Annotated in this window: 19 protein-coding genes; 7 read left to right on the top strand and 12 right to left on the bottom strand. The window is 37.2% G+C overall.

Features of this window, described 5'->3' with window-relative positions:
* Positions 1-13 precede the first annotated feature (13 nt).
* A complete protein-coding gene (locus AC1RFD_RS09870; protein WP_048392228.1) occupies positions 14-523 on the bottom strand; it encodes a PCYCGC motif-containing (lipo)protein in 510 nt (169 codons plus the stop codon).
* A 79-nt stretch (positions 524-602) separates the two neighbouring features.
* Positions 603-2,897, bottom strand: coding sequence for a YhgE/Pip family protein (locus AC1RFD_RS09865; RefSeq protein ID WP_492474864.1), 2,295 nt, complete (start codon positions 2,895-2,897; stop codon positions 603-605).
* Between the two features lie 195 nt (positions 2,898-3,092).
* Here AC1RFD_RS09865 and AC1RFD_RS09860 point away from each other — a divergent pair, with 195 nt between their 5' ends.
* The 5 genes from AC1RFD_RS09860 (at position 3,093) to cyoE (ending at position 7,014) form a co-directional block, all read left to right on the top strand.
* Positions 3,093-3,572, top strand: coding sequence for a thioredoxin family protein (locus AC1RFD_RS09860; RefSeq protein ID WP_048392230.1), 480 nt, complete (start codon positions 3,093-3,095; stop codon positions 3,570-3,572).
* A 100-nt stretch (positions 3,573-3,672) separates the two neighbouring features.
* Entirely contained in the window at positions 3,673-4,374 is a 702-nt protein-coding gene (locus AC1RFD_RS09855) for a tetratricopeptide repeat protein (RefSeq protein WP_416141851.1), read from the top strand.
* Between the two features lie 137 nt (positions 4,375-4,511).
* Positions 4,512-5,069 (top strand): hypothetical protein, encoded by a 558-nt coding sequence (locus AC1RFD_RS09850; RefSeq protein WP_066036433.1) that lies wholly within the window; start codon positions 4,512-4,514, stop codon positions 5,067-5,069.
* Positions 5,070-5,107: 38 nt separating this feature from the next.
* Positions 5,108-5,761 (top strand): alpha/beta hydrolase, encoded by a 654-nt coding sequence (locus tag AC1RFD_RS09845; protein ID WP_066036432.1) that lies wholly within the window; start codon positions 5,108-5,110, stop codon positions 5,759-5,761.
* A 302-nt stretch (positions 5,762-6,063) separates the two neighbouring features.
* Positions 6,064-7,014, top strand: a complete 951-nt coding sequence (gene cyoE / locus AC1RFD_RS09840) for a heme o synthase (protein WP_048392234.1) — start codon at positions 6,064-6,066, stop codon at positions 7,012-7,014.
* Positions 7,015-7,083: 69 nt separating this feature from the next.
* Here cyoE and AC1RFD_RS09835 read toward each other — a convergent pair whose 3' ends face one another.
* The 6 genes from AC1RFD_RS09835 to AC1RFD_RS09810 all read right to left on the bottom strand — a co-directional run bounded on the left by AC1RFD_RS09835 (position 7,084) and on the right by AC1RFD_RS09810 (position 11,571).
* The gene (locus AC1RFD_RS09835) at positions 7,084-7,818 is read right to left on the bottom strand and encodes a metallophosphoesterase (protein WP_416141850.1); all 735 of its coding nucleotides are present in this window, start codon (positions 7,816-7,818) and stop codon (positions 7,084-7,086) included.
* 260 nt (positions 7,819-8,078) lie between these two features.
* Entirely contained in the window at positions 8,079-8,528 is a 450-nt protein-coding gene (locus AC1RFD_RS09830) for a helix-turn-helix transcriptional regulator (RefSeq protein ID WP_009370152.1), read from the bottom strand.
* A 138-nt stretch (positions 8,529-8,666) separates the two neighbouring features.
* A complete protein-coding gene (locus AC1RFD_RS09825; protein WP_004227282.1) occupies positions 8,667-9,071 on the bottom strand; it encodes a hypothetical protein in 405 nt (134 codons plus the stop codon).
* Positions 9,072-9,161: 90 nt separating this feature from the next.
* Entirely contained in the window at positions 9,162-10,496 is a 1,335-nt protein-coding gene (locus AC1RFD_RS09820) for a hemolysin family protein (RefSeq protein ID WP_048392236.1), read from the bottom strand.
* A 32-nt stretch (positions 10,497-10,528) separates the two neighbouring features.
* On the bottom strand, positions 10,529-10,870 hold the full coding sequence (locus AC1RFD_RS09815) for a MerR family transcriptional regulator (protein ID WP_233732834.1): 342 nt from the start codon (positions 10,868-10,870) through the stop codon (positions 10,529-10,531).
* Positions 10,871-11,085: 215 nt separating this feature from the next.
* A complete protein-coding gene (locus AC1RFD_RS09810) occupies positions 11,086-11,571 on the bottom strand; it encodes a hypothetical protein (RefSeq protein ID WP_233732832.1) in 486 nt (161 codons plus the stop codon).
* Between the two features lie 198 nt (positions 11,572-11,769).
* On the opposite strand from AC1RFD_RS09810, the gene AC1RFD_RS09805 reads away from it, so the two are divergent.
* Both AC1RFD_RS09805 and AC1RFD_RS09800 read left to right on the top strand, forming a co-directional pair.
* A complete protein-coding gene (locus AC1RFD_RS09805; RefSeq protein ID WP_255349862.1) occupies positions 11,770-11,898 on the top strand; it encodes a hypothetical protein in 129 nt (42 codons plus the stop codon).
* 672 nt (positions 11,899-12,570) lie between these two features.
* Complete coding sequence (locus AC1RFD_RS09800) at positions 12,571-14,658, top strand: methyl-accepting chemotaxis protein (protein WP_492474863.1); 2,088 nt, start codon at positions 12,571-12,573, stop codon at positions 14,656-14,658.
* Between the two features lie 60 nt (positions 14,659-14,718).
* On the opposite strand, the gene AC1RFD_RS09795 is transcribed toward AC1RFD_RS09800, so the two are convergent.
* The 4 genes from AC1RFD_RS09795 to AC1RFD_RS09780 form a co-directional block, all read right to left on the bottom strand.
* Positions 14,719-15,291 carry a 5' nucleotidase, NT5C type gene (locus AC1RFD_RS09795; protein ID WP_048392241.1) on the bottom strand — a complete coding sequence of 191 codons (573 nt, stop codon included), beginning with the start codon at positions 15,289-15,291 and terminating at the stop codon, positions 14,719-14,721.
* Between the two features lie 12 nt (positions 15,292-15,303).
* Positions 15,304-16,419, bottom strand: a complete 1,116-nt coding sequence (ispG, locus tag AC1RFD_RS09790) for a flavodoxin-dependent (E)-4-hydroxy-3-methylbut-2-enyl-diphosphate synthase (RefSeq protein WP_004230987.1) — start codon at positions 16,417-16,419, stop codon at positions 15,304-15,306.
* Positions 16,420-16,515: 96 nt separating this feature from the next.
* Positions 16,516-16,860 carry a hypothetical protein gene (locus AC1RFD_RS09785; protein ID WP_004230996.1) on the bottom strand — a complete coding sequence of 115 codons (345 nt, stop codon included), beginning with the start codon at positions 16,858-16,860 and terminating at the stop codon, positions 16,516-16,518.
* Between the two features lie 52 nt (positions 16,861-16,912).
* Positions 16,913-17,431: a DUF1189 family protein gene (locus tag AC1RFD_RS09780; protein ID WP_205444381.1), complete on the bottom strand. Its 519-nt coding sequence runs from the start codon at positions 17,429-17,431 to the stop codon at positions 16,913-16,915.
* Positions 17,432-17,557 lie beyond the last annotated feature (126 nt).

Raw genomic sequence — 17,557 nt, 5'->3', positions numbered from 1 at the left:
CGACTTTGCTTTTTTATGCAGGCATGTCCGTTGGTGTTGGTTTTGCATAGCCCTCTTTATACGTGTCATCAATGAACTGACGAATTTCTTTTAAGCTCTTGCCTTCCTTGTGCAGTTGTGCTGATTGGACAGCAATCTCTAAGCACACTAAACAACGCGTCCCATGATCATCCCAAACAATCGAACCATCCTCACGTTTTTCCTGAATAAAGCAATTTAAATTACTTTTATGGCCAGCAGATTCCCCACAGCCGCAATAGCATGGCATCCATTCGAGAATCTCTGTTGATTGTCCAGCGATTTGATAGACTAAGCGTATATTTTCTTGTTTGCCCTCTAAAAAGGTTGGTAGGACGTCAGCAGAAGCCGTTTCTTCTTGGATATCACCAGATGCCTCTGCATGGTCATGACCTTCATGTGAAGCGTCATTTGCTTTAGGAGAGGTTTCAGCACTGTTTTTATCTCCACAAGCACTTAATAACAGTAACGCCAATACAACAAAAATAGTAATCGATTTCTTCAAAAATAGCGCCTCCTACATGTTTACAATACTTCCATTATAACATCGTTTTCATAAACATTTACAGACGCCTCGTTGAAAATCAGTGAAATATATCTAATCCACGTGTTTTGTTCATGAAATGTTCCATTTTCTCGCTCAATAATTTTTTTAAGAAGAATCCGAACAGGATAAAAATGAACCAGAAACCAAATAGGAAGATGAGGTCCATCCAGACTGTTGACCAAATAATTCCGCCGACAGCTTCACGCATCATTTCAATCGCATACGTAAATGGTAAAAAAGGGTTGATTATTTGGAAGAACCTCGGCAATAACTCGACTGGATAGGTTCCACCAGAGCCTGCAATTTGTAACACAAGCATCACAATCGCTAATGCTTTTCCTACATTACCGAAGACGGATACGAGTGTATAGACAACCGTTACAAATACGAGACTAATAAAAAGTCCAAATAAGATAAAGTAGGCAGGTGCTTGAATGGAGCCGTCTACTAAGAAAATATCTCCAATGGTAATAATGAGAGTTTGAATAAACGAGAAAGTTGCAAATGTTAAGAGTCGACCAAAGTAAATTTCTCGAATACTATAAGATGTATCTCCATGGAGATTCACAGACAATAATGAAATTAACAGTAAACAGCCTACCCAAATAGATAGTACTGTGTAAAACGGTGTCATGGCTGTTCCATAGTTCGCAATAGGGAATACGCGATGTTCCTTTAATTTAATAGGCTCCTCAAAGAAATCACGTTCGGCGTTGACATCATTTTTTAGTAATTGCACAATCTCTGCTAGATCCGCTTCTTCTTCTAAAGTTCGTAGCTTATTCGCTAATTCTTTGATTTTAGCACTTAAAGTTGGAAATTCAGTTTGTATTTTTTGAATAGCTTGATTTGCTGTTCCTAGCGTGTTTTTGGCCTGTGTCAATTTATCTGTTGCCTGAGGTATGAATTGTTTTACATTTGTCAACATGGTAGAAGCGTTAGTTAAAGTTTGCTTCGCACTGGTAAGGGTAGAACGAATTTGTGGCTCTAGACTTTCGTTATAATAGGATAAGAATTTTTGTAAATTAGCTGTAGCATTTTGTGCGATTTGCTGAATAGCTGTAATGTCTTGCTTGATAACATCTTTATCAATTGGCTTTAATTGATCCACTTTATTTAGTAAATCGTCATGTAGAGTCTGTAATTGTTGTAATGAGTTAAGCGCATTTGACGTAGAATCAATGAAGTTTGGAGGATGTTCCAAAGCTTCGCGAATGGCTGTAAGCTGTTCGATGATTGGTTGATTCGCTTCTGCATTACTTTCCTGTAAAGAACCAATAATGGTTGTTAAAGAGTCTTCTAATTGCTTACGAGTCGAAGCATCTGCCTGAATTAATTTTTGCAGTGCCTCAAGCGTTTGAATACTCTTGTTTATGTTGTCTTTAGAAGTTGACAATTGATTTTTAAGTGCCTCTTTCGTTTGCGTAATGGAGGCAGGGTCAAAATTTATACGATTGAGCTTATTGATGATCTCTGTAAAATGTTGGGCAATATTTTGAACAGTTGTGACATCCTTTTTGATGATAGGGGATAGTTCATTAAATAAAGCATCTGCTTCATTCACTAAATGTAAACCCCTTTGAATGGTAGTTAAACCATCTGTTGTTAGTTGTTCCACCTGTGGAACTTGTGTCAGTGCCTGATTAAGTAATTGATTTGCCTCTTTTCCTTGAGTAGAGGCTTGCGTTAAAAATGAATTAATATCAGGTAAATGCTGTTCGATAGTAAAAACATAATTTTCGAATTTGCGGAAATCAGGGATGTCACGTTCCATTTCAATTCCAATTGTATTAAAAATAGAAAAAAGTGTCCCATTGACGGTGGATACAAATTCATTCGAAACCTGCTGTGTAAGTACGCTCGCTCCTTTACTTGTAATTTTAGGGGCAATAGGATTCTTTTTTTCATTTACATAATAATCAATATGGGCCTTCGTTGGTTGGTCGGTTAAAATAGAGGTTAGTTTTTGCGAAAAATCATTTGGAATGATTATGACTGCAAAGTAATCACCATTTTTTAATTGTTCCTTAGCTTTTTTCTCTGTTTCGAGCTTCCAAGTAAAGCTTTTATTCGTACGTAAAGTCTCAATTACTTCATCCCCGACATTAATTGCTTCATCTCTTACAGTGGTTCCCGTATCTTCATTGACAATCGCGATTTTCATATTAGAGGTGTGAGCGTAAGGGTCCATGGAGGCATAAATATTTAGCCAGGCATAAAGAGATGGAAGAAAAATTAGTCCACCTATAATGACAGCTACGACCCAGTTTGTGACAATATTACGGATATCTTTTGTATAAATTTGAAAAACATGCTGGAACGAGTTTTTCATCATAATCACCCCACATTCAAATTTGCATGAACTCTCACTATGTATGTTCCCAAATATACTTGAAATTATGTTATAAATGTGAAATATCTTCATTTAAAGGCGAATTAGTTTACTAGGTTTTCAAAACAATTTATAATCAATCGCGAATGCACTAAAACTAGGGCTTTTAGTGTAAAAAAGGAGGTCACTACTTTAGTGAAAAAATTATTAATTATTGGTTCAGTGATTGTTGTTTTATTTGCAGCAATTATTGTGCTTACCAACGTCTCAAACAAAAGTAAATTAGAAAGTGCAAATAACCCTTATGGCGATAAAAAGCTAAAACAAGAAACAATTGATCAATTGGATGATGAAAACTATCAAAACATTATGTTACCAGACGAACTAGAAGCTAAAATTAAAGCGGGTGAACCGGTTAATGCTTACTTCTTCAGTCCAATCTGTGTACACTGTCAAGCATTTACACCAGTATTAATGCCAATTGCCGATGAGCTTGGTGTTGATATTGCTCAATTGAATGTCTATGAATACGATGATTTATGGGAAAAATATAATATTGAAGCTACACCAACATTCATTCGTTTCGAAGATGGTAAAGAGGTAAATCGCTTTGTAGGAGCTCTTAAAGAAGAAGATTTACGAACGTTCTTAAATACGGTTGTGTTAAATAAATAGAAAAGGAAGAGACTGTATCATAATTATTTAGATACGGTCTCTTTTGTTTTTGTAGTGTATACTAAAAATACTGAATAGTTGTACACTGGAGGAATTCTGAATGTCAATGGATGATTATTTTTATAATGGTGAACTGATGAAATGCTATGAATTAGCGAAGCAGGTGACAAACGAAGAGGACAAAGTATTGGCACAAAAATATATTCGATTATTAGAAGAATATGAATTTGATCGTTATCCAAAGCCAACTGCTCATATCGAAGTACAGCATGTGGAACGAGCTGATGAAAGCTATCCAGAATCAGATCTAGTTGTAGAAATACGAGCAATAAAAGATGAAGAGGCATTTGCGAAGCGTATTCAGCAATTGGAGGAAGTCGCAAAAACTGGAACATCAGCTGACAAAGCGCAATCCTTTTTTACACAAGGAGAGCTGTTCTTATTCGCACATCATTACAATGAAAGTGTTCACTGTTTTCAGCAAGCAGTAAAGGAAAACCCAAACAAGGCTGTCTACTGGGGGATCACAGGGCAGACGATGCATCGTTTTGGTTGGATGCCATTTGATGCGCTCGGTTATTTGGAGCAAGCGATTCAGCTAGATCCAACAAATCCTCGTTGGAAATGGAATAGAGCCCTCGTACTTATTCAATTGGCAAAAGATTTGCAAATGGCTCCATTTATAGCGAATGCTGCACTGACATTGGAGGATGCGCTAGCTTCTTGTGGTGAAGAGCAAAAATCGTTGAAAGCTGCTATTCAAAATACAATCGACAATATGGATAGCTATGTTTTCTCATAAGATAATTGGATGTCTCCAAAGTATATGGAGTCATCCTTTTTACTTAAAAATCAAGTGAGCGGGGTTCGTTGCCATATTTCACAATCATGGTATGATAAGAAAGAAAATGATTTGTAGATATAAAGGACGGATTTTTTATGGCACAAGAAGCGGCAAATAAGTTTATAGAAAACGTATGTAATCATTTAGTTCGCAATATGAATATTACAAAAGTGGAAGAGCATTTTAAAGAAACAATTACTATGCAGCGACAATCAGCCGCAACATCTATGGACTTTTGGGACATGTTGATGATTAATATGCTTTATTTTACTGAGAATGAACAGGCTTGGGAGCAGGAATTTCTAAATATGCTTCAAGCTAAGGAGTGGCTAAAGCCATCAGCTCTTGAAGAGGAATTATTAATGCATCAGATGCGAATTCGTCAACAAGTGGCAGAGCAATTGGATGCTGCAAAGAATTTATTCCATAAGCAATATGAGACAGAAGGCATGACAGAGGAAGCGATTATTTATGACTATGCCTATAGCTCTGCTGGGCATTCCATGCGTATGGATTTATTAACCGTGCTTGTATCCACGCCAGAGCAATCAAAAATACTCTTTGATGCAGATCCACAAGAAACGATACGAATTGTCAATGGCTATATTGCCTACCATACAGATGGATTAATTAATAAAACAAAATTACACTAATTTTGTTACAAAGCTTCACGCGAAAGGAATTTGATTAAATGAATACACCATTTACTTTTAACCATACACAACCAACAAATATGGACCCTACGAAGAAGTACCCTGCTATTTTTTTGCTTCATGGCATGGGCAGCCATGAAGATGATTTACCACAATTAGTGCAGGATTTTCAAGAGCAATGTCATATATTTAGCTTACGAGGGCCAATTACGCAACATCCCGGCTATGCTTTTTTTACCATTCAAGAGGTGGGGCAACCAGATCGTGCAATCTTCGATAAAGTGTTGATTGCATTGCAACGATTTATATTAGAGGCTATCGAAGAATATCAAATCGATCCTCATAAAGTATTTGTTTTAGGCTTTAGCCAAGGTGCGGTTTTAGCACAATCACTTGCCTTTGTGATGGGGAATTTAGTGACGGGTATTGTTGCATTAAGTGGCTATACGCCAAAGTTTGTGACGGAGGAGTATGCTATTCGTTCTGTAGAACATTTACATGCTTTTATTTCGCACGGTGATTATGATTATGTAATACCTTCTCAATGGGGAATGGAAAGCAAGGAGATCTTTGAACAATTTGGTGCCACGGTGACATTTAAACAATACCCAGATGGACATGGTGTAACACCTGATAATCTACGTGATCTAGTAGCATTTTTAGCGCAGCAACTACAGGAAGAAATTCAATAAAAGGAAATCCGAGGCAAAAATTTGTCTCGGTTTTTTTGGCTATCGTAATTCAAATTATTTTTCTCCAATAGTGTTTGGAAGAATCGAGGCAAGAAGGTTCAAATTCACGTCAGTCGGTGGTATCATAGTAGATGTTGTGAATGAACGTGCTTTGTTAGATGAAAAACATGTACTTTATGTGAAAAGAGAGACAGAACAGAACTAAAAGGGGTAAAATAATAATTTGATGTGCTAGATGCAAATTTTGTCGCTTTCTATCGATGAAAGCGTGTAGAAATTATGGAGAAAAGGAATTAAGCTGAATGGAACAAAATCTGAAAACGGAGCATAAACCACTATCCTCCGAAAAAACAAGAGGGAAGTCATCACGTTCTTCTATTTTAGCGCAAACCGTCAAGACAGGGATTATCAAATCCAATTTAATACCTATGTGGGCTGGTTTAACGCTAGGCATGTACAAAAATAAAATGACATTTGTAGACAATATACCAGAAATTATTTTTTCAACAATCGGTTCCGCCCTTGTCATTGGAGCTGCGGGGGCCTTTAATAATGTCTATGATCGTGATATTGATGCAATTATGCCTCGTACACAAAGCAGACCAACTGTAACAGGTGAAATGTCAGCAAAATCGACGTTATCATTAGCTGTTGTAATGTTAATTATTGGCGTAGCTGTGCTGGCACTTGCTTCACCTTTAGCAGCGGCATTTGGATTATTAGGCGTTTTCCTATATGTAGTCCCTTATACAATGTGGACAAAGCGTCGTACGATATATAATACAGAAATCGGTAGTATTAGTGGTGCGGTGCCACCATTAATAGGTTGGTCTGCTGTATCTACAGATATTACACACCCAGCGATACTTGGTTTATTTTTTGTTATGGTCATTTGGCAAATGCCTCACTTTTATGCTATTGCCATTCGCAAACGTGTAGACTATGAAGCAGCCAGTGTACCCATGCTACCAGTTATCAAAGGGATGCGTCGAACGTATTATCAAACCAATTTCTATTTAATACTATTGATTCTATCAAGCTTTTTATTTGGCTCGCTAAGTGTAGGCATCATGCTTGTGGCATTGATCTTAAGTGTTGCTTGGCTAGTGATGAGTATTTACGGTTATCATAGTAATACAGATCAAGTGAAATGGGCTACCAAAATGTTTGTTTTTTCCCTATTCCATATGACTATACTATTCACAACTGTTATTGTGTACTCGCTAGTAGGAGTTATTTTTAAGTTATATTAATTTTTCAAAAATTGCCCTGAAAAAAATAAAGTTGTGCGAAAACAATTACGAAAATAAAAACCAACAAGTTTACTCGTCACTTGTTGGTTTTTTATTGTTGACAGAAATGATTTGGCGGCTAGGCCACTCGAATGCATGTAACTGTCCGCCAAACACAGCTCCACCATCAATGCCAATAATATTATTTTCTCCGAAATAAACACGATAATCGGTTGGATCATGATGCAGGTTATACGTAGGGGTATGGCCAAAGATTACTGTTTTTTCCCCTTGATAGCCTGCGTGGAATTCCTCACGAATCCAAAGTAAGCGCATGGGGTCAGTTTCGGCTATTGCAGCACCTGGCACAACGCCACCGTGGACGAAAATAGCATCCTCTAACTCAATATATATTTCAAATGTCTCGATTAACTGTAAATGTTCTTCAAGCTTAGGGAGCGTTTTAATAAAGCTAGGCAGAGTATTACTTTGGATGGCTTCCTCAAAGTCTGCCAACTGATAGCCATAGCTTGCTAATGTTGCCTCACCACCACAAAGCCCTACCCAATGGTTCCATGGCTTAGCAAGACCTGAACGGCATGCATTGAGCATGATCGCCTCATGATTGCCTAGTAAAACTCGTGCACCTTTTGTCTGTAATTCACTCACTAAATTTAACACACCACTAGAAGAGGGCCCTCTATCAATATAATCACCAAGAAGAAAAAGCTGGTCGTTCATTGGGTCATAGTTTGCTTTTAATAATAATTCTTCCAGTAGCCCTAATTCTCCATGTATGTCACTAATTGCTAGTATACGGTTCATTTACGAGCATCCTTTCTAATAGTACAGCTTTACCCTTAAGTATAGAGAATTATTCTACAAGTTTCGACTTTTCTAGCTTCTCCTAGCTTTTTTCATAGAATTTTTAAAGAAACAATTCTCTTACTACTATGTTTATCATATGAAGGATGTTTTTATAGCTTTATTCATTTGTCTAGAGAAGATGGGTGATGAGAGGAGGGAAATGCTTGAAACGTAACAGCAGAAGCAAATTGCAATGCTCCTACTGTTTGACTTAAAAATTATATCTGTAGTTTTTCCCATGCTTGCTTAGCTATTTGTTCATCAAATGTTGAAATGAGGCGAAAATTATTGCTGTCTAAAATGCGATAATGCTGACTGATGACGTTTTGCTGTAGTCGAAAACCACCATACTCCTGAATGTTTTTCCACCATATGTATCCACCCATTGTTTTCTCTTTTGGCTGCAATGTTCCATTATTTGCGATTAAATCTACAACCTCTAATGGATCACCACCAAGCTCATGCTGTAAAATCGTACTGTCTCTACACAATGTGCAAACTGTAACAGTAGTTGTCCAACCAGCTAGTATACGGCCCTTTTCAATTTGGACAAGTGTTTTTTTTGATAATCCTAGTAAATCACTCATTTGATCCTGTGTGAAAGCTTTTTCTGTACGGATTAATTTCAGTTTTTCTGAAACGAGTGTGATTAATTGTTCACGATTCATCCTAACACCCCTTATTTTCAGATTGTTAAGTTCCATTATACATGAAAGTAAAGAAGCGTGTTTTTCTTTCACCTTGGGAAGTGGCAGAGGTCGCGTAAAATTAAAACAGACTGCCCCTAATGGACAGTCTGTTGGATGTTAGATTTCATATTTTTTCGTATCCGAGATCACCCTGAAGTGGATGCCTTTAATCTGTGCGCTGACTTTATGGCGGAGTGTATCAATATCCACAAGCTCCTCTTTATTTTTGACACACACAGCAATCTCTTGTAAAAGCTTTGTAAAAGATTCTTTAAATAGAGAGCGCATATTATCGAAATCTAAACTACGAAAACTCCCATCAATATCGAAAGCTTCAACTGAATTTAATTGCTTGGAAGCTCCTGCAAACCGATCATCGTAGACTGTGTAATTTTCATCTGTTACCACGATAATAAATAGAACTTCTCCCGTGATTGTTTTTAACTCAATATTTGTTTTGTGTTTTTTTACATCAGTAATAATGTGAATACCATCTGAATGATATAGCTTAAATAATGTCATGTGTATGGCCCCCTGCAACTAAAATCATTTTCTCTATTCATTATATAGTGAAATGGCTAATAATGGAATAAGGAATACTGTTTCCTACTGTTACGATTGAACCTCTGTTTTAAGAGGTAGACTTTTTCGAAGAGGACGAACCTCTATATAATGAATTTGATGACCTTGTTGCTCATAGATGCTAAAAATATAGGAGCCTAGCTCAATATTTTTTGATGCTTTAATGCCGTTATTCACAGTTAAGAACCAACCACCTAATGTTTCCACTTCTTCAGCATCCAGGGTAATGTTTAATAGATTTTCTACATCTTCCACAAGCATTTTTGCATTTAATAAATAGTGATGATCTGTAATTTTTCGAATATCCGCAATTTCATCATCATCAAACTCATCTCGAATTTCACCAACAATTTCTTCTAAAATATCTTCAACCGTTACAAGACCAGATGTACCACCATATTCATCCATTAGGATAGCCATATGGATTCGTTCCTTTTGCATACGTACAAGTAATTCTTGAATGGGCATTGTTTCAATTACGCGAATGACAGGATTTATGAAATCTTCTAGAACTAAGGAGTCGTCTGTAAGTTGTTCAAGTAGACCCTGTGTTAATAGTTCTTTCGCATTGATGAAACCTAATATATTATCTCGGTCCCCATCATAGATCGGGTAACGCGTATATTTTTCAGAAGCGATGTAATGAATAATGTTTGTAAAAGATTCATTTTGTTCAATTCCAATAATTTCTGTTCGGGGAACCATGATTTCACGAGCAATACGTTCATCAAATTCAAAGACGTTATTGACATATTTGAGCTCAGATTTATTGATTTCACCACTCTTAAAGCTTTCAGACAGTAATAATCGCAATTCTTCCTCTGTATGAGATAGCTCATGTTCGCTAGCAGGTTTCATACCGAATAAGCCAACTAACACGCGTGCAGAACCGTTCAAGAACCAAATAAATGGATACATGATCTTATAGAAAAACATAATGGGTTTTGCGAAAAGAAGTGTAATGGATTCAGCTTTTTGAATGGCAGCTGTTTTTGGGGCTAATTCGCCGACCACTACATGTAAAAATGTAGCAATGGCAAAGGCTGTTCCAATTGTAAAGATCGTCATATATTTATCAGAAATACCGATTATTTCAAATAGCGGGTGAAGCATAAATTCAAAAGTTTTTTCACCAACCATCCCGATACCAAGAGCGGTTACAGTAATCCCTAATTGACACGCCGATAAGTATTCATCTAAGTGTTGAACAACATGTTTAGCAGCAACTGCTTTTTTATTGCCTTCTGCAACCAGCTGATCGAGTCTTGAGGAACGTACTTTTACAATGGCAAATTCTGTTGCCACGAAAAAGCCTGTTAAAGCTAATAGAATGGTAAAAATCGATAGGTTTATTATGGTCTCCAAATAGTCGTTCTGTAAAAACAGAACGTCACCTCCTAATTATGAATGAGTAATAATAAAGATTGCATTAATGCAATACTTTCGGGTGAAACATTTTTCTTAATCGTTTCAATTTTTTTATCATCTTGCTTGTTCATTTGTGCGAGCAGAGATGTAACATCATGCTCTAAATCTTGCATTTTTAAACGAAGCACCTGTACATCGATTTCTTCATAGGGTGTGATGTTTAACTCATGTTGGATTTGTACAAGTGAAAGCCCCTGTTGTTTGCGCTGTTCAATAAATTGAAGCCGTTTAATCATGGCTTGGTCATAGTAGCGATAATTTGCTGCAGAACGTTCTGCATCTAGCAAACCAATATTTGTATAGTAATCAATTGTTCGTTTAGTAATGCCTGTTTTTTCTGCAAGCTCGCCAATCTTTAATTTTTCTGTCCCAATGCAAACACCTCCAAACCATCACGTGATACTTTGATTATAACGTGATGGTTTTAGTTTATTCAAATGATAGCCTTTGATATTTCGAAATTATAAGATTTTTTACAAAAAAAGAACGTTTCTACCATGATTAAATGGTAGAGACGTTCCTAGGTTTACGGAAGTAAATAAGTATCGTATAGGTGATGGAGTGCTTCCTCACCATTTTTTTGTAAGAGAATTTCATCATTATATGTAAGTGTTATGCTCGTTTGTTGGCTATCAATTTTGTCGTCAATTATTTGACAGGTAACAGTCACAAAGCCTGATTCAGTAAGCTTTTCTTTCATATCGTCACTCCACGCCTGATCAGAAAATAGTGGAGGCTTCCAAGTACCTCTCACATGTAGCTCATTTTTTTCAAGGTCATAATCCCAGCGTATGTCACGTAAAATAGTTTTAAATAGGTCATTAACCGTAAACGATGTATCTTTATAGTTAATGTCTAGAGCACGTATTGCATGGACATCTCGGCTAACTGCACTAGCTGCGGAATTAGCAGCTGAATTGATGCCTGAGGCAGCATCTTTAATTTCTGAAAATCGACCACCACATCCAGAAAGTAGTGCGCAGATGCATGTGATACAAGCAACTTTTGTCATCCATTTCACAAGTAGTCCCTCCAGTCTAGTAAGTTGTTATAACTATCTTAACGAAAAGAAAAATATGAAGAAAGGGCATGAAGGCGGTAGTTTGTGACGGTTTTGCAACGATGCGACCTCCACTTGATTGTTCGGCATTTGAGAATTATATAAGTCTGAATATTTAGTAAAAAAACAAAAGAATGGGAGCGGTTTGTGATGAAAATTAATGATGAAATGCTTGATCGATTAGGAACATATTTTGTTTATCATGCTGTTTATGATACTTATGGGATTACGTTTGAAAACTTTGTGGAGCGTTGGCTACGAGGCATACTTGACATATAATGAGCTGTACTTTTAAAAACTCCTGGAAACAGGAGTTTTTATCTATAAAAAATACATATTTACTCTTAAATTAGATACTTTACTCATGTCTAATGATGCTATAATTAGCTTAATTGGTTACGTATCTATTACTTTCTATCTAAAGGGGATGATGCATATGAATTTATTGGGGAAAATTCTCACAACTGTCATTTGAACAGTAGGTATTCGCAGTTCTAACAGCTGTGAATATTTATCAAACAAAAAATTAAATGATTGAAACAGCTCAAAAAATGGCACAAGCAGAAACATCTAATATCGCGTACCAGATTCAAAATTTAATAAACAAGCACTTGATGTCTTCTTACAACATATCGTTGTTACTGTGGCGCAAATTGAGGAAGTGACAACTGCCTCTCTTTTAATTTAAAAGGAAATGGTAGAGGTAGTGCGAGTAATGGAAAAATATAGCAGAAATCCTATCAGGTATGACGAACTCCTTACAACAAACACTCGCAAAATTCCATTTTTAGTAGAGAACTAAGGCTGCGTGTCATCTTATGTATAACAGGATGACATGCAGCTATATTGTAAGTTAAATTCTATAAGAATTATTTTTTCTGAATATTTAGTTATTTATTGACGCATAAATGCTATTATTTATTTAGTTGCTATAGGTGGGAGCTGGTACATATGAAATTACTACATAAAATATTACTGACAACGTTATCTACAATGATGATTGTGTTCATCATTATTTTAAGTGTCAATATTGTAAAAACCAATACATTAGCATTGGAGGATGCACGACAGCTTGCTCAATCGCGGGCGTCCGAAAGTGCATATAAAATGCAAATGGAACTTGATTATGCGATGGATACAGCAAGGACAGTAGCCTCTAATCTCCAAGCAATGGTAGCCAATCATAAGGGAGATCGTGATTTAGCAAACGAGATGCTCAAACAATTACTCGAACACAATGACACCTTTCTAGGGGTTTGGACGATTTGGGAGCCAAATGCCTTTGATGGACAAGATGCTCATTTTGCCAATTTGAAGGGGCATGATGCATCAGGTCGTTTCCTTCCATATTGGGCACGCAGTAACAATGGTGTGACGCTTGCTCCTCTAGAAGACTATGAAACTAGTGATTATTATGTATTACCTAAAACGTTGAAACAAGAGGTTATTTTAGAGCCGTTAACTTACCCAGTTGACGGTCAGGATGTATTGATGACTTCCACAGCTATACCTATTCAAATAGATGGAAAAGTCGTTGGTCTTGTTGGAATTGATATAAGCTTAGAGACATTGGTTGCCATTAATAATGAAATTGTACTCTATGATACAGGATATAGTGCCATTGTGTCTCATAAGGGGACATTTGTTTCCCACCCATCTCCTGATTATGTCAATAGACCAGTGACTGAAATGGAAAAATATAAAAATACGGATAAAATTTTGTCTGCTGTTGAACAGGGCAAACCCTATCTAGTAGAGGATTATTCATCCTATTTACAGGAAGCTTCCTTTATTGCTGTCTCACCTATCCAAATTGGTCAAACGTCGACACCGTGGGCATTGCAGGTAATTATTCCGTCTGATGAGGTAATGGCAGCCGCAAGTGAGGCAATGTGGTTATCAATACTACTAGCTATTATTGGTATTATTGTATTAGTTGGTGCCATTACTTGGATAGCTCAACGGATCGTCAAACCAGTGGTTCAGACAGTGGAACAGGTCAAAACCATTGCTGGTGGAAATTTAGCAGTGGAGCCGTTACAGGTTCGTTCGAAGGATGAAATTGGCGAGCTTGCACATGCAATGAATCATATGACAGACAATATGCGTGAGCTGTTACAAGCGGCTACACATATTTCCAATCAGGTGAATGTATACAGCGGAGATTTACGTGCTTCTACCAATGATATGAGCATCAGTATCGAACAGGTGTTAACAACAACAAGTGAGTTGGCGACAGGTGCTACCGTACAAGCCGAACAGGCGTCTACCACATTAGGCGTTACACAAGAGGTTGAGCATAAATTGCAAGCAATTCAAATGGCAATTGAAGAAATGCTTCAGGATTCTCAGCTTACAACAGCGTCTTCTAAACAAGGTTTAATTCATGCAGAGCAGTCTATTCAAGGGATGGAAGTGATGTCTGAAAAAGTGTCACTGACAGCTATGGTCGTCCAACAGCTCAGCGACCAATCAACAGAAATTAATCGTATTTTACAAGTCATTAATGCTATTGCAGGTCAAACAAATTTATTAGCATTAAATGCGGCGATAGAAGCTGCTCGTGCAGGTGAGCACGGCAAGGGCTTTTCGATTGTGGCAGAGGAAGTACGAAAGCTTGCAGAAGAATCAGCCAAATCAACAAGCCAAATCGCCTCCATTATTGATATGGTTGTTAGGGAAGCAGCAAAGGCTAGTGATGCTATGCAAAGTGTTGTCTTAGCTGTGGAAAACAATACGCAATATATTGATGCCAATAAGCAGGCACTTGATGCGATTTTACGCCATATTGTCGATACAGTAGCGCAAATCGATAATGTGACAGCTGCCTCCAGTGTCATTCAAAGGGAGACGCAGGAGGTTGTTCGTGCAGTGGAAAATATGACAGCTGTTAGCCAGCAATCCTCAGCAGGAACAGAGGAGTTATTGGCAACGATGGAACAGCAGAATTTAGCGGTTCATGACATCAATAGCAAAGCCCAACAATTAACAGCTATGACAGACTCTTTACAGGCAGCACTAGCTAAATTTCAATATTAAATTAAAAGAGCTGTAGGCAAGGTGAAATTTTCATCCAACCTTACCTACAGCTCTTAATACTTATTTGAAAAATTGTGTAATAAATTGATTCGCTTCTTGCCAGTTATAAACCCTTACAACATTATTAGGAACGGCAAGACGATTATAAGGTGTATCAAATAACACAACAGGTATTTTTAATTCCTCTGCCAGCATCACCGCATTATCATGCTTATCCTCAAAGAAAGCTTCTACACGATGTTTTTTTGCAGCGGCTAGTTTATCATGGCTGCCGAGAAGCTCAATATGGTCGTAAGGTATAGCTTGCGATTTAAACCAATTGACAGTGATGTCTGCTACATTTTCACCTCGTGCAGAAATATAATACAGCTCAAAATTATTTTTCCAAGCGCTTAGAATATTTTTTGCATCTTTTGCCACCTCAGAGACTTCGTACATATAAGGTTCATTTTCCTTAAACCAAGTATTAAAGGCACTTCGGTCAATAGGGTGTGGGAAGGCAGATAAAAAATCATATTCACAAACATCATCTAGCGTAATATTTACATTGTACTGTTTATTAATATGTGGAATGAGTGTACTTGGACATGTCACAGTCCCATCAATATCAATACCAAAGCGGGGCTTTTTCATGCTAGCACCTCCTTAGGCATTCGCTTTTTGAGCTTCTTCCGCTGCACGTTTTTCTTCCATTTCTGCTGCTAATTTATCAATTTCTTTCTTCAGTTCTTCCACCATTGTTTCTTCTGGCACTTTACGGACTGTTTTCCCCTTCATGAATAACAAGCCTTCACCACGGGCACCAGCAATACCGATATCTGCCTCACGCGCTTCTCCAGGACCGTTTACCGCACAGCCTAGAACAGCCACTTTTAACGGTACATTTAATTTTGAAATATATTCTTCTACTTCATTTGCAATAGAAATTAAATCAATTTCAATGCGTCCACATGTTGGGCAAGAAATCAAAGTTGCCATATTAGAAGCGAGGCCAAAGGATTTTAATAGTTCCCGTGCTACTTTAACCTCTTCTACAGGGTCAGCAGAAAGGGAGATACGTAATGTGTTTCCTATACCTTTTGAAAGGATGGCTCCAAGACCTGCTGCTGATTTTACAGTACCAGCAAATAATGTTCCTGATTCTGTAATCCCTAAATGTAGCGGATAATTAAAGGCTTTAGACGCCTTTTCATAGGCTTCAATGGCAAGGTTAACGTCAGATGCCTTCATTGAAACGATAATATCGTGGAAGTCCAAGTCTTCCAAAATTTTAATATGGTGTAGAGCAGATTCTACCATACCATCAGCCGTAGGATAACCGTATTTTTCTAAAATATGACGCTCTAATGAACCGGCATTTACACCAATACGAATTGGTATACCTTTTGCTTTGGCTGCATTAACAACAGCTTCCACTTTTTCTTTACGACCAATATTACCTGGATTAATACGTACTTTATCAATACCATTTTCAATGGCTTTTAATGCTAATCTATAATCAAAATGAATATCAGCTACTAATGGAATATGAATACGTTTTTTGATTTCGGCAATCGCGTCCGCTGCACGTTCATCTGGTACAGCAACACGAACAACTTGACAGCCTGCTTCCTCAAGACGAAGAATTTCTGCAACTGTTGCTTCTACATCATGTGTTTTGGTTGTACACATACTTTGAATGAATAATTCATTACTACCACCAATTGTTAAGTTACCGACACGCACAGGACGTGTATTTGAACGGTGACAAATTTCACTCATTAACTTTCTCTCCTTTTCGGGCCACTATTTTCAGCCGTCACTGTCATTTATTTTAGCAGTGTAAGAAAATAAGGACAAGGAAGAAACGCTAACTTTTCATTTTCCGCATTTGTTTTCAAGCTCAAATGAGAGAGGAAGCTTGATATTTTCACCTGGAACTAGTGCTTGTAATTGTAAGTGTGGGTTTAAGTTGTAAAAAAGTTGTAAGCGTTCTGGAAAGGTCATGGGAACTTTAGCAGGGTGTAGAGCAAATAAACTATGAATGGTATCTCCTTCAATCGTTTGTACAGTAATATAATTTGGCTCACGTTGTTGTTCACAAAGTCCGTTTTCTGAGCTCTTTGTGGATAAAGCCGCAAGTGGGATAGACCCTTCTGTTAAATCTACTTTGACGACAAAGGCAATTACGATGATGATAGTTGTTAAGATGAATGCTCGCAAAAAATCCCCTCCTTTTCTACACTATATTGAGAAGAGAGGGGATTCATGCACATTATTTTATATTTGGTTGTTTTGGATATTTTGTAAAGGCCACAATTAATAGAGAGATGGTTAAAAATAAAGATAGTACAGTGATAACAGTACTGTTAACGGGCAGATAGTCTGCTAACATCGAAAGTAACGTAGCCCAAGTGATCGCAAAGGTAGTTGTTCTCCAGATATGGCGATACTCACCCCGACGCTTCATCGCCTTCAAGATAAATAAACCTGCTAAAGCATAAAGGGCAATTTGTGCAAAAATAAGCATTGTTGTCACGACGAAAAGCATTAGGAAGGTGAATGGATATAAGAGCCATTTAATGCCCTCTATGTAATCTGTTAAACCAGTTAAACTATCCATATCGAATGTATCAACGGACATACCTGCTGCAAAACGACCTAAAGAGAATACGGACACAATGGTAATCAGTAGAAAAGTATATTGAATAACCTTTCCAATAGGTAATAAACGATAGGCTGCTAGTTTTTTAGGATGTATAAGACTATCAATAAAAAGCTGTGAGTGTTTCATGCTATATCTCCTCCAATCGATATTTTAACATGTTCAATGAGGACAAGATATGAAAGAAGTATAAATGAGGAGGGTCTTGATGTTAAAATGTTAACATTATGTAAAGAAGTTAAAGGATTTCTTTAC

Source organism: Lysinibacillus sp. GW823-FHT02G10 (assembly GCF_058797135.1).
This window is presented reverse-complemented; position numbering and strand designations above follow the sequence as displayed.

What these genes read in the sequence shown, in the direction of transcription:
- AC1RFD_RS09865 (WP_492474864.1), bottom strand. Translation starts at nt 2,897, where the DNA reads ATGAAAAACTCGTTCCAGCATGTTTTTCAAATTTATACAAAAGATATC.
- AC1RFD_RS09855 (WP_416141851.1), top strand. Translation starts at nt 3,673, where the DNA reads ATGTCAATGGATGATTATTTTTATAATGGTGAACTGATGAAATGCTAT.
- AC1RFD_RS09850 (WP_066036433.1), top strand. Translation starts at nt 4,512, where the DNA reads ATGGCACAAGAAGCGGCAAATAAGTTTATAGAAAACGTATGTAATCAT.
- AC1RFD_RS09845 (WP_066036432.1), top strand. Translation starts at nt 5,108, where the DNA reads ATGAATACACCATTTACTTTTAACCATACACAACCAACAAATATGGAC.
- cyoE (WP_048392234.1), top strand. Translation starts at nt 6,064, where the DNA reads ATGGAACAAAATCTGAAAACGGAGCATAAACCACTATCCTCCGAAAAA.
- AC1RFD_RS09835 (WP_416141850.1), bottom strand. Translation starts at nt 7,818, where the DNA reads ATGAACCGTATACTAGCAATTAGTGACATACATGGAGAATTAGGGCTA.
- AC1RFD_RS09830 (WP_009370152.1), bottom strand. Translation starts at nt 8,528, where the DNA reads ATGAATCGTGAACAATTAATCACACTCGTTTCAGAAAAACTGAAATTA.
- AC1RFD_RS09825 (WP_004227282.1), bottom strand. Translation starts at nt 9,071, where the DNA reads ATGACATTATTTAAGCTATATCATTCAGATGGTATTCACATTATTACT.
- AC1RFD_RS09810 (WP_233732832.1), bottom strand. Translation starts at nt 11,571, where the DNA reads ATGACAAAAGTTGCTTGTATCACATGCATCTGCGCACTACTTTCTGGA.
- AC1RFD_RS09805 (WP_255349862.1), top strand. Translation starts at nt 11,770, where the DNA reads ATGAAAATTAATGATGAAATGCTTGATCGATTAGGAACATATTTTGTT.
- AC1RFD_RS09800 (WP_492474863.1), top strand. Translation starts at nt 12,571, where the DNA reads ATGAAATTACTACATAAAATATTACTGACAACGTTATCTACAATGATG.
- AC1RFD_RS09795 (WP_048392241.1), bottom strand. Translation starts at nt 15,291, where the DNA reads ATGAAAAAGCCCCGCTTTGGTATTGATATTGATGGGACTGTGACATGT.
- ispG (WP_004230987.1), bottom strand. Translation starts at nt 16,419, where the DNA reads ATGAGTGAAATTTGTCACCGTTCAAATACACGTCCTGTGCGTGTCGGT.
- AC1RFD_RS09780 (WP_205444381.1), bottom strand. Translation starts at nt 17,431, where the DNA reads ATGAAACACTCACAGCTTTTTATTGATAGTCTTATACATCCTAAAAAA.